Source organism: Gracilibacillus boraciitolerans JCM 21714, assembly GCF_000521485.1.
Taxonomy (GTDB): Bacteria; Bacillota; Bacilli; order Bacillales; family Amphibacillaceae; genus Gracilibacillus; species Gracilibacillus boraciitolerans.
In genome coordinates this window covers 26885-45412 of record NZ_BAVS01000026.1, presented here as the reverse complement: position 1 = coordinate 45412, position 18528 = coordinate 26885, and the positions used below count along the sequence as shown (strand labels likewise).

At 33.6% G+C, this 18528-nt stretch carries 23 protein-coding genes and 3 pseudogenes; 15 read left to right on the top strand and 11 right to left on the bottom strand.

Annotated features, from left to right (window positions below; all coding sequences use genetic code 11):
* Window positions 1–9 precede the first annotated feature (9 nt).
* From JCM21714_RS13750 to JCM21714_RS13740, 3 genes and pseudogenes are all read left to right on the top strand, one after another.
* Window positions 10–588: a TlpA disulfide reductase family protein gene (locus JCM21714_RS13750; RefSeq protein WP_035725166.1), complete on the top strand. Its 579-nt coding sequence runs from the start codon at window positions 10–12 to the stop codon at window positions 586–588.
* A gap of 14 nt (window positions 589–602) precedes the next feature.
* Window positions 603–1117: pseudogene (locus tag JCM21714_RS13745) on the top strand (response regulator transcription factor).
* 51 nt (window positions 1118–1168) lie between these two features.
* Window positions 1169–2185 carry a sensor histidine kinase gene (locus tag JCM21714_RS13740; RefSeq protein WP_084040819.1) on the top strand — a complete coding sequence of 339 codons (1017 nt, stop codon included), beginning with the start codon at window positions 1169–1171 and terminating at the stop codon, window positions 2183–2185.
* 183 nt (window positions 2186–2368) lie between these two features.
* Here JCM21714_RS13740 and JCM21714_RS13735 read toward each other — a convergent pair whose 3' ends face one another.
* Together JCM21714_RS13735 and JCM21714_RS13730 are read right to left on the bottom strand one after the other, a co-directional pair.
* Window positions 2369–3139 carry a YibE/F family protein gene (locus JCM21714_RS13735; protein ID WP_035725161.1) on the bottom strand — a complete coding sequence of 257 codons (771 nt, stop codon included), beginning with the start codon at window positions 3137–3139 and terminating at the stop codon, window positions 2369–2371.
* A 2-nt stretch (window positions 3140–3141) separates the two neighbouring features.
* Window positions 3142–4254 carry a YibE/F family protein gene (locus tag JCM21714_RS13730; RefSeq protein ID WP_052000702.1) on the bottom strand — a complete coding sequence of 371 codons (1113 nt, stop codon included), beginning with the start codon at window positions 4252–4254 and terminating at the stop codon, window positions 3142–3144.
* 186 nt (window positions 4255–4440) lie between these two features.
* Here JCM21714_RS13730 and JCM21714_RS13725 point away from each other — a divergent pair.
* The 5 genes and pseudogenes from JCM21714_RS13725 to JCM21714_RS13705 form a co-directional block, all read left to right on the top strand.
* Window positions 4441–5385, top strand: a pseudogene (locus JCM21714_RS13725) (DNA topoisomerase); the annotation flags it as partial.
* A 686-nt stretch (window positions 5386–6071) separates the two neighbouring features.
* Complete coding sequence (locus JCM21714_RS13720; RefSeq protein WP_035725160.1) at window positions 6072–7025, top strand: hypothetical protein; 954 nt, start codon at window positions 6072–6074, stop codon at window positions 7023–7025.
* A 7-nt stretch (window positions 7026–7032) separates the two neighbouring features.
* Window positions 7033–7581 carry an esterase/lipase family protein gene (locus JCM21714_RS13715; RefSeq protein WP_084040817.1) on the top strand — a complete coding sequence of 183 codons (549 nt, stop codon included), beginning with the start codon at window positions 7033–7035 and terminating at the stop codon, window positions 7579–7581.
* Between the two features lie 184 nt (window positions 7582–7765).
* Window positions 7766–8056 (top strand): hypothetical protein, encoded by a 291-nt coding sequence (locus JCM21714_RS21935; RefSeq protein ID WP_235182882.1) that lies wholly within the window; start codon window positions 7766–7768, stop codon window positions 8054–8056.
* Between the two features lie 52 nt (window positions 8057–8108).
* Entirely contained in the window at window positions 8109–8450 is a 342-nt protein-coding gene (locus JCM21714_RS13705) for a hypothetical protein (protein WP_035725151.1), read from the top strand.
* Between the two features lie 316 nt (window positions 8451–8766).
* On the opposite strand, the gene JCM21714_RS18635 is transcribed toward JCM21714_RS13705, so the two are convergent.
* Window positions 8767–9075 (bottom strand): DDE-type integrase/transposase/recombinase, encoded by a 309-nt coding sequence (locus JCM21714_RS18635; RefSeq protein ID WP_235182881.1) that lies wholly within the window; start codon window positions 9073–9075, stop codon window positions 8767–8769.
* A 129-nt stretch (window positions 9076–9204) separates the two neighbouring features.
* Here JCM21714_RS18635 and JCM21714_RS21930 point away from each other — a divergent pair, with 129 nt between their 5' ends.
* The 6 genes from JCM21714_RS21930 to JCM21714_RS13680 all read left to right on the top strand — a co-directional run bounded on the left by JCM21714_RS21930 (window position 9205) and on the right by JCM21714_RS13680 (window position 13145).
* Window positions 9205–9324 carry an NlpC/P60 family protein gene (locus JCM21714_RS21930; protein WP_235182880.1) on the top strand — a complete coding sequence of 40 codons (120 nt, stop codon included), beginning with the start codon at window positions 9205–9207 and terminating at the stop codon, window positions 9322–9324.
* Between the two features lie 207 nt (window positions 9325–9531).
* Window positions 9532–9774, top strand: coding sequence for a hypothetical protein (locus JCM21714_RS13695; RefSeq protein WP_035725150.1), 243 nt, complete (start codon window positions 9532–9534; stop codon window positions 9772–9774).
* Window positions 9775–9776: 2 nt separating this feature from the next.
* Window positions 9777–9899: a hypothetical protein gene (locus JCM21714_RS23165; protein WP_268748361.1), complete on the top strand. Its 123-nt coding sequence runs from the start codon at window positions 9777–9779 to the stop codon at window positions 9897–9899.
* Between the two features lie 162 nt (window positions 9900–10061).
* Window positions 10062–11861 carry a bacteriocin-associated integral membrane family protein gene (locus JCM21714_RS13690; protein WP_035725149.1) on the top strand — a complete coding sequence of 600 codons (1800 nt, stop codon included), beginning with the start codon at window positions 10062–10064 and terminating at the stop codon, window positions 11859–11861.
* Between the two features lie 326 nt (window positions 11862–12187).
* Complete coding sequence (locus tag JCM21714_RS13685) at window positions 12188–12658, top strand: ABC transporter ATP-binding protein (RefSeq protein WP_200868456.1); 471 nt, start codon at window positions 12188–12190, stop codon at window positions 12656–12658.
* Entirely contained in the window at window positions 12648–13145 is a 498-nt protein-coding gene (locus JCM21714_RS13680) for a metallophosphoesterase family protein (protein WP_035725146.1), read from the top strand. The genes JCM21714_RS13685 and JCM21714_RS13680 overlap by 11 nt, the downstream gene beginning before the upstream one ends.
* Here JCM21714_RS13680 and JCM21714_RS18630 read toward each other — a convergent pair.
* From JCM21714_RS18630 to JCM21714_RS13655, 8 genes are all read right to left on the bottom strand, one after another.
* Window positions 13142–13606 carry a mediterrocin family bacteriocin gene (locus tag JCM21714_RS18630; RefSeq protein ID WP_148295045.1) on the bottom strand — a complete coding sequence of 155 codons (465 nt, stop codon included), beginning with the start codon at window positions 13604–13606 and terminating at the stop codon, window positions 13142–13144. The two genes, JCM21714_RS13680 and JCM21714_RS18630, sit on opposite strands and share 4 nt — an antisense overlap.
* Before the next feature lie 264 nt (window positions 13607–13870).
* Window positions 13871–14215: a hypothetical protein gene (locus JCM21714_RS18625; RefSeq protein ID WP_052000697.1), complete on the bottom strand. Its 345-nt coding sequence runs from the start codon at window positions 14213–14215 to the stop codon at window positions 13871–13873.
* Window positions 14216–14425 carry a hypothetical protein gene (locus JCM21714_RS18620; RefSeq protein ID WP_052000695.1) on the bottom strand — a complete coding sequence of 70 codons (210 nt, stop codon included), beginning with the start codon at window positions 14423–14425 and terminating at the stop codon, window positions 14216–14218.
* Window positions 14412–14567: a hypothetical protein gene (locus JCM21714_RS20190; protein ID WP_158413524.1), complete on the bottom strand. Its 156-nt coding sequence runs from the start codon at window positions 14565–14567 to the stop codon at window positions 14412–14414. Before JCM21714_RS20190 ends, JCM21714_RS18620 begins: the two co-directional genes overlap by 14 nt.
* 71 nt (window positions 14568–14638) lie before the next feature.
* On the bottom strand, window positions 14639–15370 hold the full coding sequence (locus JCM21714_RS18615; protein ID WP_052000693.1) for a site-specific integrase: 732 nt from the start codon (window positions 15368–15370) through the stop codon (window positions 14639–14641).
* Window positions 15371–15384: 14 nt separating this feature from the next.
* Window positions 15385–15762 (bottom strand): hypothetical protein, encoded by a 378-nt coding sequence (locus JCM21714_RS18610; protein ID WP_235182879.1) that lies wholly within the window; start codon window positions 15760–15762, stop codon window positions 15385–15387.
* Between the two features lie 306 nt (window positions 15763–16068).
* The gene (locus tag JCM21714_RS13660; protein ID WP_035725143.1) at window positions 16069–16272 is read right to left on the bottom strand and encodes a hypothetical protein; all 204 of its coding nucleotides are present in this window, start codon (window positions 16270–16272) and stop codon (window positions 16069–16071) included.
* Window positions 16273–16439: 167 nt separating this feature from the next.
* Complete coding sequence (locus JCM21714_RS13655) at window positions 16440–17102, bottom strand: hypothetical protein (protein WP_052000690.1); 663 nt, start codon at window positions 17100–17102, stop codon at window positions 16440–16442.
* Between the two features lie 164 nt (window positions 17103–17266).
* Between JCM21714_RS13655 and JCM21714_RS24830 the strand changes: the two are divergent.
* Window positions 17267–18510: pseudogene (locus tag JCM21714_RS24830) on the top strand (DNA topoisomerase); the annotation flags it as partial.
* Window positions 18511–18528: the final 18 nt, after the last annotated feature.

The window sequence follows — 18528 nt, the reverse complement described above, 5'->3', positions numbered from 1 at the left end:
AAATAGCGAATGAAGAAAATCATAATTACGGTTATTCTATTATTAATGTTTGGTTATGCTATATTCGATTTAGCTAAAAGCGAGGAAAGTGATCCGTCAACGAAGGAAGAATTAATAGACAATGATTCTGCATCTGAAAACAATACATCTCCAGATATAAAGGTTGGACTTGAAGTAGGGGGGGATCAAGCTCCAGATTTTCAACTCCAGACCCTAGAAGAAGAAAACGCAAGATTATCAGATTACAGAGGACAAAGGGTAATGCTTAACTTTTGGGCTACGTGGTGTCCGCCATGCCGTGCCGAAATGCCGGATATGGAAAAGTTCTATCAAACAAAGGATGTTGCTATCTTAGCCGTTAATTTAGTTGAAACAGAGGCCAATTTACAGGATGTGGATGATTTCGTAGAGGAATTCGGTTTATCATTTTCTATTTTATTGGATGAAAATAACAGTACAGCAACGAAGTATCAGATTCGTCCAATTCCATCTTCCTATATGATAGATTCTAATGGAATAATTCGTTACATAGCTTATGGTCCATTAAATTATGAAACGATGGAATCTCAATTTGAAAAAATGCAATAAGAACAGGTGATTCAATGAAGCAAACAATTCTAATAGTGGAAGATGATAGAATGATTCGAGAGCTTATATCTATTTATTTAACTAAGGCAGGTTATGAGGTGAAAGAGGCTGAAGATGGGGGAGTTGGCTAAGAAAGCTTTCCTGACTTATCACCCGTGCTTGATCATTCTCGATTTAATGCTGCCAAAATTGAGTGGAGAAGAATATTGTAAGTGGGTACGTGAACAGGAACGAAATGAGGTATCCATCATTATGTTGTCGGCAAAAGTACGTACAGAAGATAAAATAAATGGCTTGAAGCTAGGAGCTGACGACTATTTAACAAAACCATTTGATGGAACATCCCAATATGGTTTTATCAAGAGAACAATTAATTGATCAACTATATCCTAATGCTGATCGGACTATATTAGATCGAACCATTGATGCCCATATTAAAAAACTTAGAGAAAAGATAGAAGATAGACCAGCTTCTCCCTTACGAATACAGACTGTTAGAGGAATGGGGGGGTACAAATTTGTTCAGTAAATATAGAGACTGGTTACCGAAAAAATCATCTTAAGGCTAACCTTATTAAATATGATAGTTGTTACTACTTTTGTTTTAATTACTAGTTGGGCACTCTATAATACAGCCTGTTATTTAATTGATGATATGCCGATGGAATCGCAAAAACAAGTTCAATTTCAGTCGGCATTATTTGATTACTTATTACTTTTCAGTCTATTTACTGTTGTAATTGGGAGCATCCTTCATTTTTATTTAACTAGAAAACTAATCAGACCGTTAAGAGAATTAATTCAATCGACACAAAGAATAAAGGAAGGATTATATCCTAATCCAATTCAAGTTCATACAAACGATGAAATGGGACAATTAATTTCTCATTTTAATCAGCTAACACAACGGTTAGAAGCAAATCAAACGCAACGACAAAGGATTGTATCTGATTTATCCCATGAATTTCGAACCCCCCCCTTGTCTAATCTAAATGGTTATCTTTCTGCTTTGAAAACAGGAATGATAGATGGAGATCCGAAACTGTATCAATCTCTTCTGGATGAATCAAAGCGATTAACAAAACTGATTGAACAAATGGAACAATTAAAAGAATGGGATGTTGAGTCAGACCTGCTTGTATCTCGAAAAGAGCATGTAAATATAGCTGTATTGGTTGAACAATCAATAGAAATGTTTCGGTGGTTATTGAATAAAGAAGCTATACCGTATGAAATAAAAGCAGAAAAGCAACAGGTGGAGGTAAACATTCAAGGTGTTATACAAGTGATGAGCAATTTATTAGATAACTCGATTCGATATTATCAAGAAAATGGTCCGATAATCATCAAGGGTGAATGTGTTGAAAAAGTATATAAAATCTCTATTACTGGAGAGGGGGGGCAACAGATTCCTTTAACAGATAAACAGAGCATTTTTGAGAGATTTTATCGAGTGGATCATTCCAGAAGTCGTGTGTTAGGAGGAAGTGGACTTGGTTTAGCTATTTCAAAAGAAATTGTGGAAAGACATAACGGTAAAATAGGTATGATTTCCAATGGGAATCTTCATACATTTTGGTTTACTATTCCCATTTGAGAATAATCATTATATTTTAAAAAATTTCTTTAATTGTATATCTTTTTCTTTCTTTCACAACAGCATATTATTTACGATGACTGAATCTTCTTGTCTAAAATCTATCCTATTGATCCACATAATTATGAATAAATAATGTTGAAAGGAAATAAATTAAAAAGAGAAATAGAGACAGATATCTGCCTATTTCTCTTTTGTCTGTTTCAAAACATAATAATATGCACTCATTGCAGCAGCAATAGGAATAACCAAAGCTATTCCAGTGTTTGCAATTAAAATCGCAATTAACTCAGCACTGAACACTTTTGCATTGATCATTTCCCCTACACTGTAATCAAGATCCTTTAACCAAATTAACAGTCCCAGATAACCACCGAAAAATGCAAAGAAAAGCGTATTAGTGCTCGTGCCAAGAATGTCTCTTCCAATCGTCATCCCAGCTTTAAATAAATCTTTTCTGTTAATAGTAGGGTTCTGTATGTGGATTTCCTTCATTGGTGAACTGATCGCAACTGCGGTGTCTAAGATCGCCCCTATCGTACTCATAATAATGACAGATGTAGCAATCTCAACAAAATCTAAGCTAATAGATAGAGAAAAAATATACAATCCATCTGATTCTTCTGGGCCGAAGCCTTGAATCATCGAACGTTCCGTTATAATAAGAATCAGAAACAATAAGAGAAGTGTGGTAGCAATTGTGGAAAAGAACGCTACTAACATTTTGCTATTGACTTCATGGATGAAAAACAGTGTAATCATACTAATGATGACACACGCAATCAGCGTTAATAAAACGGGGGGGCTTGCGTTTGGATCATTCATAATTAAGATTGTAATTAAGAGCACACCAAAGTTAAGAAATAAAGCAATAAAGGTTTTTACTCCTTTTTTACCTCCAATTAGTGTCATCAATACAAATAAGATAATCGATAATAAAACCAGTACATTCATCTTTACACCCTCTTTCTTTTAATAAAGAATATCGAGATGTAAATAGCAATTGGGATCGTCAGCACAATTCCGATTCCACCTGCTAAGGCACGGGCCAACTCAATAGAGAGGTTCAGCGTCAAAGTATTCCCTAATGGTAAATCGTTCTTCATATATATAAGCATCATCGGGATCGATCCACTGACATATGCAAAGAAGATGATGTTCGTCATTGTACCCATAATGTCTTTTCCGATTTCCAATCCTGATTGCTTCAGTTTTTTAAGGTCAATTTGGTTATTTTTTTCATATAATTCAAATAAAGAGGAAGACATGGTGATTGCCACATCCATTACTGCACCTAATGCTCCAATCAACAGTCCGGCCATAAAAATAATCTGAGGATTACGAGTGCTAAGTGACATTTCTTCATATCGCAACCCTTGTTCACCTGTCATATGTAAAGCGAGATAGGCAATGATTAACGAGCTTAGCGTACCTAGTAAAGTAGCGATAATAGCAGCATATGTTTTTTCGTTGCGTCCGTTTACCATTAATAAAGACAAGATAGTAAAGATAACCACGCTAATCCCACTGATGACTAATAGGCTGTAATCTGAATTATAGAGGTAAATATCTAAAGCAACAGAGAGTATCAGTGCATTGACCGCCAAACTGATAAAAGAATAGACACCTTGTTTTTTCCCTACAGCAATCAATACCAGAATAAATATCCACAGTGCAAATACGACAAATTTGTCTCTTTTAACGTCCTCTACTTCACCAGTCTGCTGGTTGATATCAATAGATAAGAAAATCTCATCCCCTGTTTCAAAATGATGATTAATTGCTTCAGATTCGGTATACTCATTGATAATAGTAAGTAACGTTCCTTTATTTTCCCCCCCGTTTAATAATTCCGCCGTTAATTCTTCTGTTATTTGATAGTCAACATTGTCATATTGATCAGTAATCTCATTTCGTTCCACTTCTGTAGAATTTATAACCTTAGCAATAGGGCGATCATACAGGCTATGATTTAGATTGACAAATAGTAGAGACCCAATAAAGCTAATAAAAAGTATCAGAAAAAAGAGGATTTGTTTTTTAGTTATTTTTTGTTGCCATTTTCGCAAATAATATCACTCCACAGCTTACTAGGATAAGAAATATGTATGGTATTCATGATATCATGATAATAGAAAAAGATAACCTATTCTAGTTGGAGGAACGCAAGATATCATGTAAGAAGAGAAGACTAGTGTTGAATTTTTATTAATATGATAAAGTAAAAGGAATGAAACATGAGGAAGGTGCAATCAATGAGTAAAACAGTAGTGATCGCAGAAAAACCATCTGTGGGACGTGATATAGCAAGAGTATTAAATTGTAATAAAAAAGGAAACGGTTATATTGAAGGGTCAAGCTATATTGTCACATGGGCACTTGGACATCTCGTTACTTTGGCAGATCCTGAGGCCTACGATGATAAATATAAAACATGGAAGCTAGATGAACTACCAATGTTACCGGAACATTTAAAACTAGTAGTAATTAAGAAAACAGGTAAACAGTTTCAAGCCGTCAAGAGTCAGATCATCCGTAAAGATGTGAAAGACATCGTAATTGCGACCGATGCTGGACGTGAAGGCGAACTTGTCGCTAGATGGATACTGGAAAAAGCACGAGTGAATAAACCAGTTAAACGCCTCTGGATCTCATCTGTCACAGATCAGGCGATTAAACAAGGTTTTCAAAACTTAAAACCAGCGAAACAATTTGAAAATCTCTATCAGGCTGCTGTTGCCCGTTCTGAAGCAGACTGGTATGTTGGATTAAATGCAACTAGAGCGTTAACAACGAAATTTAACGCACAATTGTCAAGTGGACGAGTCCAAACGCCAACACTGGAAATGATTGCAGCTAGAGAAAAAGAAATTAATCAATTTAAAGCCAAAAAATATTATCAAATCAAAGCAAAAACAAACGATGGGATTACCTTATTATGGCGAAATCCCAAAAATGAAACACGTATTTTTGACCAATCAAAAGCACAGCAACTACTGAAAGGCTTACAAAACAAAGACTTATCTGTAAAAACAATCGAGAAAAAGAATAAAAAAACATATGCACCGACTTTGTATGACTTAACAGACTTGCAACGAGATGCCAATCGCATCTTTGGTTTTTCCGGAAAACAAACGCTGTCGATTATGCAAAAGCTTTATGAGCAGCATAAAGTATTAACCTATCCACGAGCTGTATCTATAAAAAATAAGTGTGCATAATGATTATCCAACCCAATGCATAGCTGTTAAATAGGTTTTTAATAAGTTTATACTATGTACATAATTCTTAAGTTGAGCATAATTCGAAATAGACTATTTGACTCTTATTTTAAGGAACGTGGTGAAAATTAAACGTCTTTAGTAGTTATAAAGAATCATTTTTCTATATACATTTGATAAATTAAAGGGATTTTCAATAAAATGGTAGAAGTTATTTATAGGAGACCACATCAGGGGGGGTGAATTTGGCTCCTGGTGCGATCCTAGCAAGACCCTTTACAAAAAGATCTTATTATAACAAAGCTAAAGCTAATGCGGTACACAAAATTAATTTTTCATAAATTTTCCCTCCGTAAACTTTAGAAAAACTGATAAATGTGTTGGTACCAAAAACTTGTAACCACTTGCAGATAATTCCCAAGCTTTATCAAAACTTTGTCCACTACTGTTTTTAGTAACCGTTGCTGCAAATGCTGAGTTCGACGAACATTTATTTTACTAAGTTCGCCAAAGTATTTGCAATGATGATAAGGTTTTTTTTTAGAAATATGATGATTTAGGGATGGGGGGGAAATTAATAATGAAGGTTTACCAAAAAGCATTAAAAGTATTAAGTACTATTAGTTTGATTGGAATATTTTCTTTATCCTCAATGAACTTAGCATATGGAGAAGAGACAAAAAAAAATCATTGAAGGAACCGGTATTAATAAGGGATTGGTGTTTGAAGCCCATGGTGACATGGATGGTGACGGTCTTATGAATCAAGTAGAAAATGAGCAGGGTACATCTGTTGCGAGAAAAGATACCGATGGTGATGGATATGGTGACGCAACTGAACATGAGCAACAGGGAACTGATCCAACAAGAATTGATACCGATGGCGATGGTCTTCACGACGACATTGAAATTGAAACATTTGGAACTAATCCTACTATTGCGGATGAAAACGGGAATGGCTTAGATGATGGTGATGAAAGAAGGACCTATGAAATTCCTTCTAACGACCTTGGGGGGGTAACAGGTACTGTGAATGGACCAGGAAATATGCCTAAACAATTTGTAGTGATTGAAAATCATAATCTCCTTGTAAATCAAATGGAGAGTTTAAAAGCATTTGAAATTAATGAATTTGGATCAAATCTATCCTTTGATATTACGGTGTCCCTCCCCCCCAGTGAAGCTGTGGATAAGAAACCGATTCTATTAAAATATAAGGATAATCAAGCTCAGTTTATAAAAGTAAAGAAACAAAAATATGATAAAAAAACGAACACCATTCAAGCGACAACGGACGGTGGCATCCTAATAGTTCAATCAAAAGAAGATTATAAGAATGTAGTAAAAGAAAACAAGAAACTTAAAAAACTAAACAAAAATATATTAAAAGATTTGAAAAAACAAGACAAGTCGATTAAATTTTTAAATTTGCCAAACTATGAAATAAAAGCGTCTCAGATTCAAAGCATTGATAAAAAAAGTCAATGGGGGAAACACAGACTATTGAGGATGCGTTCCGTGTGGAGGAGGGTAATAAATCAACCATTTATCATATTAAGTCATTTATCAGGACCAACAAACAAATCAAATCCTTGCAACAGCCGTTTCAAGTACAGCTGAAAGTGGTATGCCTCCTATAATTTTTATACATGGATTAAACAGCAGTCCAAGCAGTGCATGGGAGTTAAATATGAAATGGGAAAATGATTATGGTCATGCCGATGCAAACGAAGGTATTAGTTCCACTGAATCTTTTACTGGTAACACGTATTCTTGGGCTGAAAACCAACCTTATAGTAATGTAGACACCCATTATATTGATAGCTATGATAATGGTGATGATAGTATAATTGAACTTCCGGAACGTTTGATCGAGTATAATAGCTATACGCCTAACGTAGATTTATTTGCTTATCAATACGGTGCGAATAATCACGTTGGAATTGCTGGAGATGATTTAGAAAGTTTCATACAAGGGCTTAGAACACATGTTGATAGTATCTCATCTTACCAAGATTTTAATATTATTGCCCATAGTAAAGGAGGTCTTGTTTCACGACACTTTATCGAACTTACAGATGGAACTTTAGATATAGACCGATTAATAACGTTTGGAACTCCTCACTTTGGTGTAAACAATTCTGCAGCTGGAGATTTAGACAGGGGGGAACAGTGAGTTATGGGATGATTCTATTTCAGATGCTTATTGTGAAACCTTATATGGAGAAGATTATTACAATAGTGCTAGTGAAGGACATACTTATACCAAATACTTTGCGTTTGCAGGAGTCGATGAGGACCTTGAAGACATTCCCGATACCGAGGAAAATCAATACCATGTTGTATCGAATAATAACGATGTGGCGGTTACAGACTATAACAGTTACCATAATTGGTATGCAAACAGGTTTGATATTACTGATAGTTGTGATGGGATAAGTAACTTATGTGGTTTTGGGGGGGATGGACTTGTAAGTCTAGATTCCGCATTAGGTTCGGATTTAGACCCAGATTCGCCCCAACAAATTAGCCATGTAGACATGACTAAAAAATGGTTATGGATAGGTAAGCAAGGCGGGCACTCAGAATTCAAGAGATTATATGCTTCATACATCAGGGTTGAAGATGTTTTGCAAGGCGTTTATGATTGAATAAATAAAGCTCCTTTTTGGGGGGAGCTTTATTTTAGGGGGGGGAATATAGGTGATAGACTTACTAGAAGAACTTCTAAGATGGATCTTTCGCATTGAAGTTCATCCTGATTTTACCTTCTGGGAAATACTTGCAACAGATTATATCCAATATGACAATCTGTTGACGATTTTTATTCTTTCTATAGGTCCCCCCCTTGTCTATTTGCTTTTTCGAGAATGGATGTTGGCAGGGTTTCAATTCCTTAATAACATTCTCTATGAAATTTACAGTATCCAAACATTACTTGCCATAACACCTCAATTAGGGTTACAATTGTCACTTTGGTTTATTTCTATATGCGTCTGTTATGTAGTGGGTGCTATATATATATATCGAAAATATAAAAAGTAGTCAACCCTCGGTGTTTGTCAAGATAGAACTACCCTTCCCCCCCTCTCATCAAAGAATAGAACGAGTTCTGTTCTTTGATGAGAGGGTCACCAAAGCGAAGCGCGATAGTAACTCTTTATCTTTAATACAATAAAATTCAAGGGAAATGCGACAACGGGTCGCAGTAGACTATTTTGTTTATTCTTTTTCCATTTTTTTCTTCATTGGATTTAACGCCACTGAGTCATGTGCACTCTAGTCTCTGGTTGAGCGTGACCAACGCCCTGGGTGTTTTTTGTTTCGCTAACTCATAAACTTTTTTCGCGTTTTAAGTATTTCAATATGGGCTCCTGGCTTTAGAATAAGGATTATCATTACTTACTCGAGATCTTGAATAAGAGCTTTGGATCCCCAATCTTTCAAGTAATACTTGAAACGTCGCTGCTTTCATAGGACTACCATTATCGGAATGGAGGACCATGGGTCTACCCTGAATCTTTTCGCTAATAACTGTCTTTTTCATCAACTCTTCTGCATAATTTGCCTCTTCTGTTTCCCAAATCTCCCAACCTACTATCTTTCTACTAAAAATATCATAAATAAATAGAGTCGAAAAAACATGCCTTTCACCGGATCTTTTAGCCACGTAATGTCCCATGTCCAAACCTGATTGGCAGATTTTGCTAAATGGCTTTCTGGTAATCTAAGTTCTAGTCTTTTGCTTCTTCCTCGGTTATTTTGCATAGTATGTTCAAGTACAGAAACATTAAACAGAATGGGGGGGTCAAAAGTACCTTTTAATAAAATACAGCCAGGGGGGGATATTATATTTTCCGACACCTATAAATCAGACGGCCATGTTGGTATATGGTTAGGGAATGGCAAGTGGATCTGAAGGGTCAACTGGTATTGCGGTTATAGACCAAAATAGTAATACCTACTGGCAAGGGGGGGTGTTTAGTGGCCATGTGGGACGCATTTTTTAAAGGTAGAAACCATGGACTATGAGGTGTTCATGGTTTCTCTTATAAATTCAGGAGATCCTAAATGGTTAATCTTATAAAAAATTTTCCTTGTAATTGTTACAGTAACAGTTGCACTGTTGAGTAATGGTTATCAGGTGGTATCCACAGAGGAAAAGAAAGCACTTATTAAAAATGGAGAGGCTATACGCGGTGGGGAATTGACACAAGAAATGCTTACTAACGAAGCGCCTGTTGACAGAAAGAAGGGCGTTAGAGTAATTCCTTCTGATGATACAATGGATAATACGATTCAGTTCTTAATTGCAGCATTAGAATTAAATGACGTGAGCAGTTTACCTATAGCTTCAATACAGAATTAATTTTGATTGACTTACAGTCCTTTGATGACAGTGGTAAGAAGAAAATTAAAGAAGCAATGGACCAAATAACCATGGGTGGAAAATTAAATGAAGTTAAATATAAAAAGGACGACGATACTGATTAATAGATCAAGAGCGATAGGCTATAATAAACCTGTTGCTCTATTCATCTCCTAATATTTAGTTTATAATTAGAATTATAGAAACATTTTTAAATTTATTAGAATGTAAATAAGCTTACCTATAAACAGTACCGTCATTTTTTATTAATGGAGGATTTATATATTATGGTGGATAAGAAAAAACTTGCATTTTTCTCCTTTTTATTTTTTATAGTATTTACAATCATAGGAGATGCATATATTTATTTTTTAGATGGTAAAGTAAATGAAAGTGATTTTAAGTATAAAATAAGTGGTAATAGTGAGGAATTAAATCGAGAATACCTAAATGATTTAGAGGAATTAAGTAAGGAACTGCATTTAAAAATATATTTGATTACTTCCACTGTTAATTCTAAAAATTCCGCTACCTACACAATTTATACTACAGATGAAAATAAAGATTACTTTAAAAATAGAATATTAGCAAAGAATGATGTATCTTCGTTTAATTCGTTAATAAGTGGTAACAGAGAAGTTATTTTTAAACCCTTTAGAGAAATTGAAATAATAAACACAGAAGAGTATTACTATGTTTTTGGAACTGAAGAAAATGTGGAAACACTGCGTTCAATAACCATTGATAAGTACGGAATGAGTAAGCCTGTAGAAAACCATTATCCAAATGATGCTGGATTTATGATTATTTCTGCTTGGGTTTTTGTGTTTTTTATAATATTTTTATATGTAACTTTTGAAGTGAATAACCTAAAAAAAGAAGTTTTAATCAAATACTTTAATGGGTCTGAAAAAAAAGATATCATTCTTCCTCTCGTTTTCACCAACTCAGTAACGATTATTAGTAGTGCTATTATAGGGATGTTAATAGCACAATTGATAACAGAATCATCTAAGTTTTTGTTAATATCATCACTTGTGATACTTTTTATCGTTCTATCTACCAATTTAATGTTTTTCATGCTTCGTAATTTGGATATTAAGAAGACATTTGTTAAAAGTTATTACACGTGGGGATACAAAATGCTAACTTTCGTTGCATTGTTTATTATAACAATAACATTAATTCTAACGTTATCTTTTAATTTAAAGACAATTTACGATGCAATACAAACCATTAATCAAGAAGATAACTGGGAAGACTTTTATACTTATGATAATATTTTCTTTTTATTTAAAGAATTATCAGACACTACAAATTTTGACACTGATATGAAACATGCTAATAATTTTTATAATGATAATCTAGATAATTACCAAATACATCTATCTTTCGATTTTTCAAACAATGGTGGTGTGTCATCAAGCATGACAACAGTAAATGAACCAGTTGTATATTTGAATAAATATGCAAAAAAAGATATAGAGCATCTTAAAGTTGATTTGAATAAACTGGTTGAGGATCGATATTATATAATTTCTAGATACACAGATGAGGAATTAAAAGAAAAGGGGGGGATATTTGATTCATCAGCATCTAATGAAATTACTGAATTGTTACAAAGTGATGATGGGATTTTTGATACTATTTATATAAGGGATCCTTATGAATTATTAGTATACGATATTAATATGACGAACCTAGCAGATAATTATAAGAAAAATCCTATTATCATTTTGGATACCCATAATAAATTCCCTAGTAATCTATCGAGTGCCTATGTATTTAATTCATCAGTGAAATTTCACCATGACAATGATTATGAAGCTTTTATTAAAAAAATAGGTTATGAAAACGAGACTTTTTATAAAAATAATATAAAGGATTTATATCTAGAAAAACGTGCAGAGAAGGTATTAATATTTTTGATTAATATCATTTTGAGTACTATGACGTTAATTCTATTTAATATTTCTTTATCTACCATTTTAAAAATGGATTTTAATTCAAGAGCCATTGAAATAGCTCTTGGTAAAGTACTTGGTAAAAATTTTTCCAACGATATAAAGGCTTATTTAAGCTATTAATAGGAGCTTTTATTTCTGGTGTGATAATTGCTTTCATAGGTAAATTTATATTTTATCAATTTTCTATTCTCTTTATCCTTACTTCAAGTACCATTGTGCTTACTAATACTATTGTCATTCTTTGGTTATATATTAATAAATATGAAAAAATAAATATACCTCATATATTGAAAGGTGGTGTGTAGTATGTTGGAAATTAAAAATATATCCAAAAAATTTGGTGATCGTGTGATATTCAATGACTTCTCATGTTCTATAAAACAAGGGGATTTTGTCGTATTCAGCGGTAAGAGCGGGAGTGGCAAAAACGACACTTTTAAATATTATTGGGGGGAATCGAGAAGATTGACTCGGGAAAAGTAATACTAGATGGGTTAGACCTATCTATTAATGCAGATGTTATTAAAGCGTATAGAGAAAAAATTGGTTTCCTTTTTCAGAATTATGCATTAGTAGAAAATAAGACTGTTGCAGAAAACATTTTAATGATTGATAAGAAATATAGGAACAACATGACTGTTTCCTCTGTATTGGAAAAGGTTGGAATGAATGGTTACGAAAAAAGCAAAATTTTTACTTTGTCAGGTGGTGAACAGCAAAGAATAGCGATTGCGCGTTTATTTATGAAAAAATGCAGTATTATATTAGCTGATGAACCGACAGGAAGCCTGGATAAACATAATGCTAACCTAATTATGGGACATATAAAAGAGCTAAATAAAGGAGGAAAGACAATTATTTTAGTTACTCACAATGAAGAATTAAAAAAGATGGGAGATGCTATTCTTGAACTATAAAAAAGTTATTATAAGAATAATCATTGGGATCGTTGTCGCAACTTCTTTATATTTAGGTATTCATATTTATTCTAATAACCAAGTAATAAATACCTATGCACAAGGTTTTGAAAAAAATGCTTTAGGTGATTATGCTAAAAACGAATCCAATATGGTACTATCTGTCTATGATGCTCCATTTTTTCAGACTTATACAAATATAGCAATCCATCATAGTCAAGATAAAGTAGATTTAATTATCTGGGTACCTCTTTATAATAAGGAATTCTCATATGGTCTCGTTGTGACAGATGACGAAAGTGAAGTAAGTTATCAAATTGAGACTAACGAACACCTAGAAACAGAGGATGAAGAACATAAACAAATCCTTGAATCAAAGCAAGATGCTATAAATGAGATAAAATCTATCGCAAAAAAAGAATGGGGGATTCGACTTTTAACAATCTTTACAAGCAAGAAAAAACTAAGTGAAATCAATGCAATTTAATATTCGTAACTATAATAAACTGTTCCGCTTGCGTGAGTTATTTCGACTTTTGCATAACTACCCGCTCTAGCATTTTTTTCTTGTGCTTTACTTGTATTTTTAACATAGGCTGTGTGCGTACTATTTTTGTGATAAGTATGTGTGTAATCTTCGTTAATCCATGAGGTATTGTAACCATACTTCATAGTTCTTGTTGAGGTATTAATTGGCGTTGAACTCCAAGCTTTCGAAAAACTTTTACCTGATGAACTGTAATTGTATTCAGCTGCACTAACTGAACTAACTCCCCCCCCTACCAAAAATGCAATAGTAAAGAAAGATAAAACTAGTATTTTAAACTTTTTCATCATTTCACCCCCTTCTACTGCAATTCTATCTTTGTTTCCAGAAATAGTAAATACAGTTTTCAGTTTTTTAAAAAAAGTTAAAAGATTAGGTGTCTTATTATTGCCTTTTTTCAACAAAAGGCTCTATTCACTACCTGTTGAGGTGCTATTATTTTATAAAAGCATTTTCAAGGAATATATTCAGCTCAGCTCACTAGACCAGCCTTTAGCTATACTTAACTTTTACTGAATACACTGTGTTAAATGAATTTATATGTTTTTTTCTTATTAGATAAGAGTTTGGAGAGTCTTTTTTTCATAACCAATGAAATTGATTTTTTCCTGCATTATATGTACTTAATCAGTAAAAAAAACAAGCAAACTACTTTGTTGCCATTTTTAGTCATCAAATAGTGTAGAAAAATTACTTTTAATATCGAGACTAAGACTTTGCTCTTTGTTCTTATCATTTATGGAAATAACATTACTTCGCATTTCTTTTTCCCGCCTAACACTAGGATTGGTGCTAGCAACTACTAAACTCTCATAATGTTTAATTATGTCCTGCTGTTCCTTTAATTCTTTTTCTTTTACTTTTTTGTTTAACTCCAAATTCCGTTCGTAAAGGGACTGAATGACTTCATTTAAATGATATAAACCATCCCTTAATCCTTTTTTGTTATTCTCAAACCTAGTAATATATTCATCTATATTAGGAAGGGGGAAGGGTATGCTCTGTTGCATTTAAGGATTGACTAATAATGGTTGATTCAATTTATTAATTACATGAGACATTCTTCGGGACCAAACATGGCGTTTAATGTTAGTTGCCTTCTCTAATTGAAGGTAGGTAATTTTCCCGGGATTTTCTTGAACATGCTTCTCAAGTATTGATTTAAGTTCAGTATCTGTATATTTATTAGGCCGACCTTTTTTGTTATCATTGTTTATCATCTGTATCTACCTCAAGTCTTTTAGGGATTAAAGAGTCTACCATAGCTTTTTGCTCCATCATTCTATTAAGTTCATTTGCGGTACTAGATAGCTCCTCCTGATCAATTGTTGAATAATAGTTTGTATCCAAATTAAATTTCATATTTTGATTGATATGCCCCAGTAATTTAATTTGATCACTGATACGGCGGTCTAATAAGTCTGAGCAATCTGTTAACCATTGAATTCCATCCGAATATTTTCCCTCTGGACTAAAATGATAAAAATCGCAGAAACGGCAATCCCGGTACAGTTATTAGGGAAATTTGAATCTGTACAATATCCATATTTTACAGGTCTTAGCGTTTCGAAGTCACTAAGTTCATAAATTCGGTACCTATCAAGCTGATTTTTAATATTAAATATGCCATCTGACATTGATTTATTTAATCGTTCTAGACGATTATTCTCAGATAGAATATAGACCCATGATTCTGCAAAATATTCAATATATCCCCCCCAGTAGTTTTGTTGAGTTCTTAATCGTCTGTGTCCACCCATCTTAGCTATAGATAGCATGTTAAACCCTTGTAACATCATGTTACAAAAGGCAAAATGTCTAGTGTCACCAGGAGAAACTTGCTCAACTTCTGAATAGCTGTATTTGCCTTTAACAATCTTTTTATAAAAATCATCTAACAGCGTTTGAAATTGGGACAACAGTAGAACAGAAAGGTCTTTCTTGTAGGTTTCTCTTTTTAAATCTAAATACTTGTAGTAGGTTTCATACGACATTAAGTAATTTGATTCAATATCATCCGATAGCGTATCTTGATAGGCTTTTACTATATTATATGTTTCTTTATTAACTTGTAGCGTGTTTTCAACATCGATATCACTATAAGCCTCATATTTACGTTTCTCCCTTGGAACTGTAATCCAATATGAATTGTCTTCTTTTTTCATGACACAATCTTTCTTTAATAGGAGGAGTTCACTAGGGCGTAAAGGAATAATGGTTGTAATTTTCCACCATAATAAAATTGGGTAGTATTTTGCTCGCTCATACTCGTACAATCGTTTTCAAAGTCATTAATGACATCGTCAAATAATAGGATGTATTCGTATTTAGGAAGTTTCCTATTTCTCTGAACATATTGATAAAACGGGGGGGTGCACATTTCAATGAATTCATCCATGTTTGGATGGCTGATAAAATGTAAAAACCTAATGGTATACACCGTAATGCGATTACGCTTGGCATATCCAAATTGGTTAACATATTCCTCCAATTCAGGTAAAGCTTCCAAACTAAATCCTCTACTGATAGATATTGCTTCTTTTATCGAATGAGCCACAGTTTGTGTATGATGAATTATAAATTCAGATGAAATTTGCAACAGGGCGTAACATTTTAGAGCAATGTTTAATTCACGAAATAGTTCAAGGTCGAAATTCAAAGAACGTGTATTTTTGTAACGGTCATAAAGTGTTCATATACTATCGTCAAAACTATGTGCTTCTATAAACCCTTTTAATTTGTATTCATTGAAAATATAATAGTAATGAGAGATATCCGTTCGATCAAAGCTGTGACTTTCGGTGATATTAATATTGAGTGATTTACCTAAGTCTTTAATTCTTTTTTGTGAAATCATTGCCCATCATCCTTTTATTGGGGGTTCTAATAAATTATCTTGTATCTCAATTAAAGAAATCTTCAATTTTTGTAGGTCAAAAAATGTTTCTATATAATCTTTTCCTAACTCAAAGGCTGCTTGATCTAAAATAAATAAAACCTTTAACAACAAAGAGGAATCCCTTTCTCGTATTGCCTCAAATTCCGTTGATTTTATAGACTCAATCAATCTCTCTAATTCCTTATCTATTGAAAATAACAGGTAGTCTTTAGGTATGATATATTCGCAATTCAGAAAGGTCGGTTCTAAGTGTTCGACTTTCTATGTTGAGTACTAATCCATTTTCGCCATAAGGACCAAGCGTATTTACATCCATTCGTCGTAAGTTAACAATTTCACCAACTCTTAATCCTCCAAAATTGCATATACACTCCTAATGCAATTACACTTTTGGATTGAAATGCCATTTCTAAGAAATATAAAATGTATTCATCGGGTATGGTATGCAAAATATTATTCTTTTTGTCACCAAGGTAGCTAACATCATGGAAAGGAGAGACATAGTAAGTTTCATTTTTATTGTAAGGCTTTGTTTTTTTATCAAATGTATTCATTTCGATATTGATGAATTTTCTTTTTGCCAAATAGATATAGAATTCCGTAATGGTTCGTTCTATTTTTTGGACCGTACTTCGGGGGGGAACTTGATTGTAGGTTAGATCATTCAAAAATTCACTACCATGTTCCAAGTTTAACTCGGTTAAAGAAGAAAGATTATAATAGGTCATATTTTCAATGATAAAGTTTAGAAACTTTACTAGATTATAGGCATGAGATTTCATTGTATTAAAAGAGCTATATTTCCACTTATAAAAAATAAAATCTGTTAAAGGATGAATTATGTACTTATTATTTCGTTTGTTTTTTACTGCAATAATAGCAAATTCCTTTTCAGCCGGGCTGCCGTCTTTATTTCTACCAATTTGAGACCAAACTGACCGAACAATAAATTTAATGTAACCACTGTGATCAAAGTTAACCACATTATTACTTTTCATATGTACCCTTCACCACTATTAATCTCTTAATTTTCCTAATAACTATACCATTTAATAGATTTATGTACAATTTAGAATTGTAAATAATGAAAAGATATTGATATAATAGGATTTATCAATCTATTATGCTCAAAAATTAATTGTGTACAATTCCCTGTAGATACAGAACAGACTCTAAATATATTTCAACCGATATTGTGCCAACCTTAAAAGAAAGAGTCGCAAGTTGTGGAGTGGGGCCATATGCAACTATTGCAAATAAAATAAAAAAACAGCCAATAAAAGCAAATAAGTCGTTTGTTGATAATAACAAAGTTTCCGATCACCATGCGATTATTCCGACAGAGGAGCATGTATATTTAACGAAGCTATCTGATCAGGAACAAAAAATCTATGATTTAGTGATCAAACGATTTTTAGCTGTATTATTGCCAGCCTTTCAATTCGAACATATTCAATTAACAGCAGAGATAGCAGGAGAAACATTTACCGCAAGCGGAAGAAATATAATCGATCCCGGCTTCAAAGTTGTTTACGATCATGATGAAGAAGAAACCGATGAACAAAAAATCTCCAATATTTCTGAAAATCATAAGTGGAACCATCCGAAATTAACACTTGTGGAGGGGGGAGACGAAGCCGCCAGAGCGATTGACAGAGGGTACCTTGCTGCAAGCGATGGAGAACCCAACGAAATTTTTACAACAAGACGAAAAGCACGCGAGTAAAACATTGCAACAGACAGGCGGCCTCGGCACCGTAGCCACTCGCGCTGATATTATTGAAAAACTTTTTAATACATTCTATATGGAGAAGAAGGGGAAATATCTTTACTTAACATCAAAAGGTAAACAATTATTAGAGCTTGTTCCTTCCGATTTGCGTTCCCCCCCTTTATTAACAGCAGAGTGGGAGAAAAAACTTAATCAAATCGCACACGCACAGGGACAATTGAAGAAAACAGCTTTAATCAGCGAAATAAAAGGGTATACCAAACAAGTTGTCCATCAGGTAAAAACAAGTGATGCTAAATATAAGCATGATAATATGACAGGCACAAAAATGTCCGCAGTGCGGAAAGTTAATGTTAGAAGTCAATGGTAAAAAAGGCCGTATGCTTGTTTGTCAGGATCGGGACTGCGGAGAACGAAAACCAATCGCCAAAAAAACAAATGCACGCTGTCCAAACTGTCATAAACGAATGGAATTACGTGGGCAAGGAGACGGACAGACATTCTCCTGTGTATGTGGCTATCATGAAAAACTGTCAACTTTTCAGAAACGGAAAGATAAACAAGGCAAAAATAATGCCACAAAGCGTGATGTAAACAAGTATTTGAATAAGCAGGATGACGATTTCACCAATACAGCATTGGCAGATGCTTTAGCGAAATTAAAAAATAAGTGATAAAAAGTGGCGGATTAG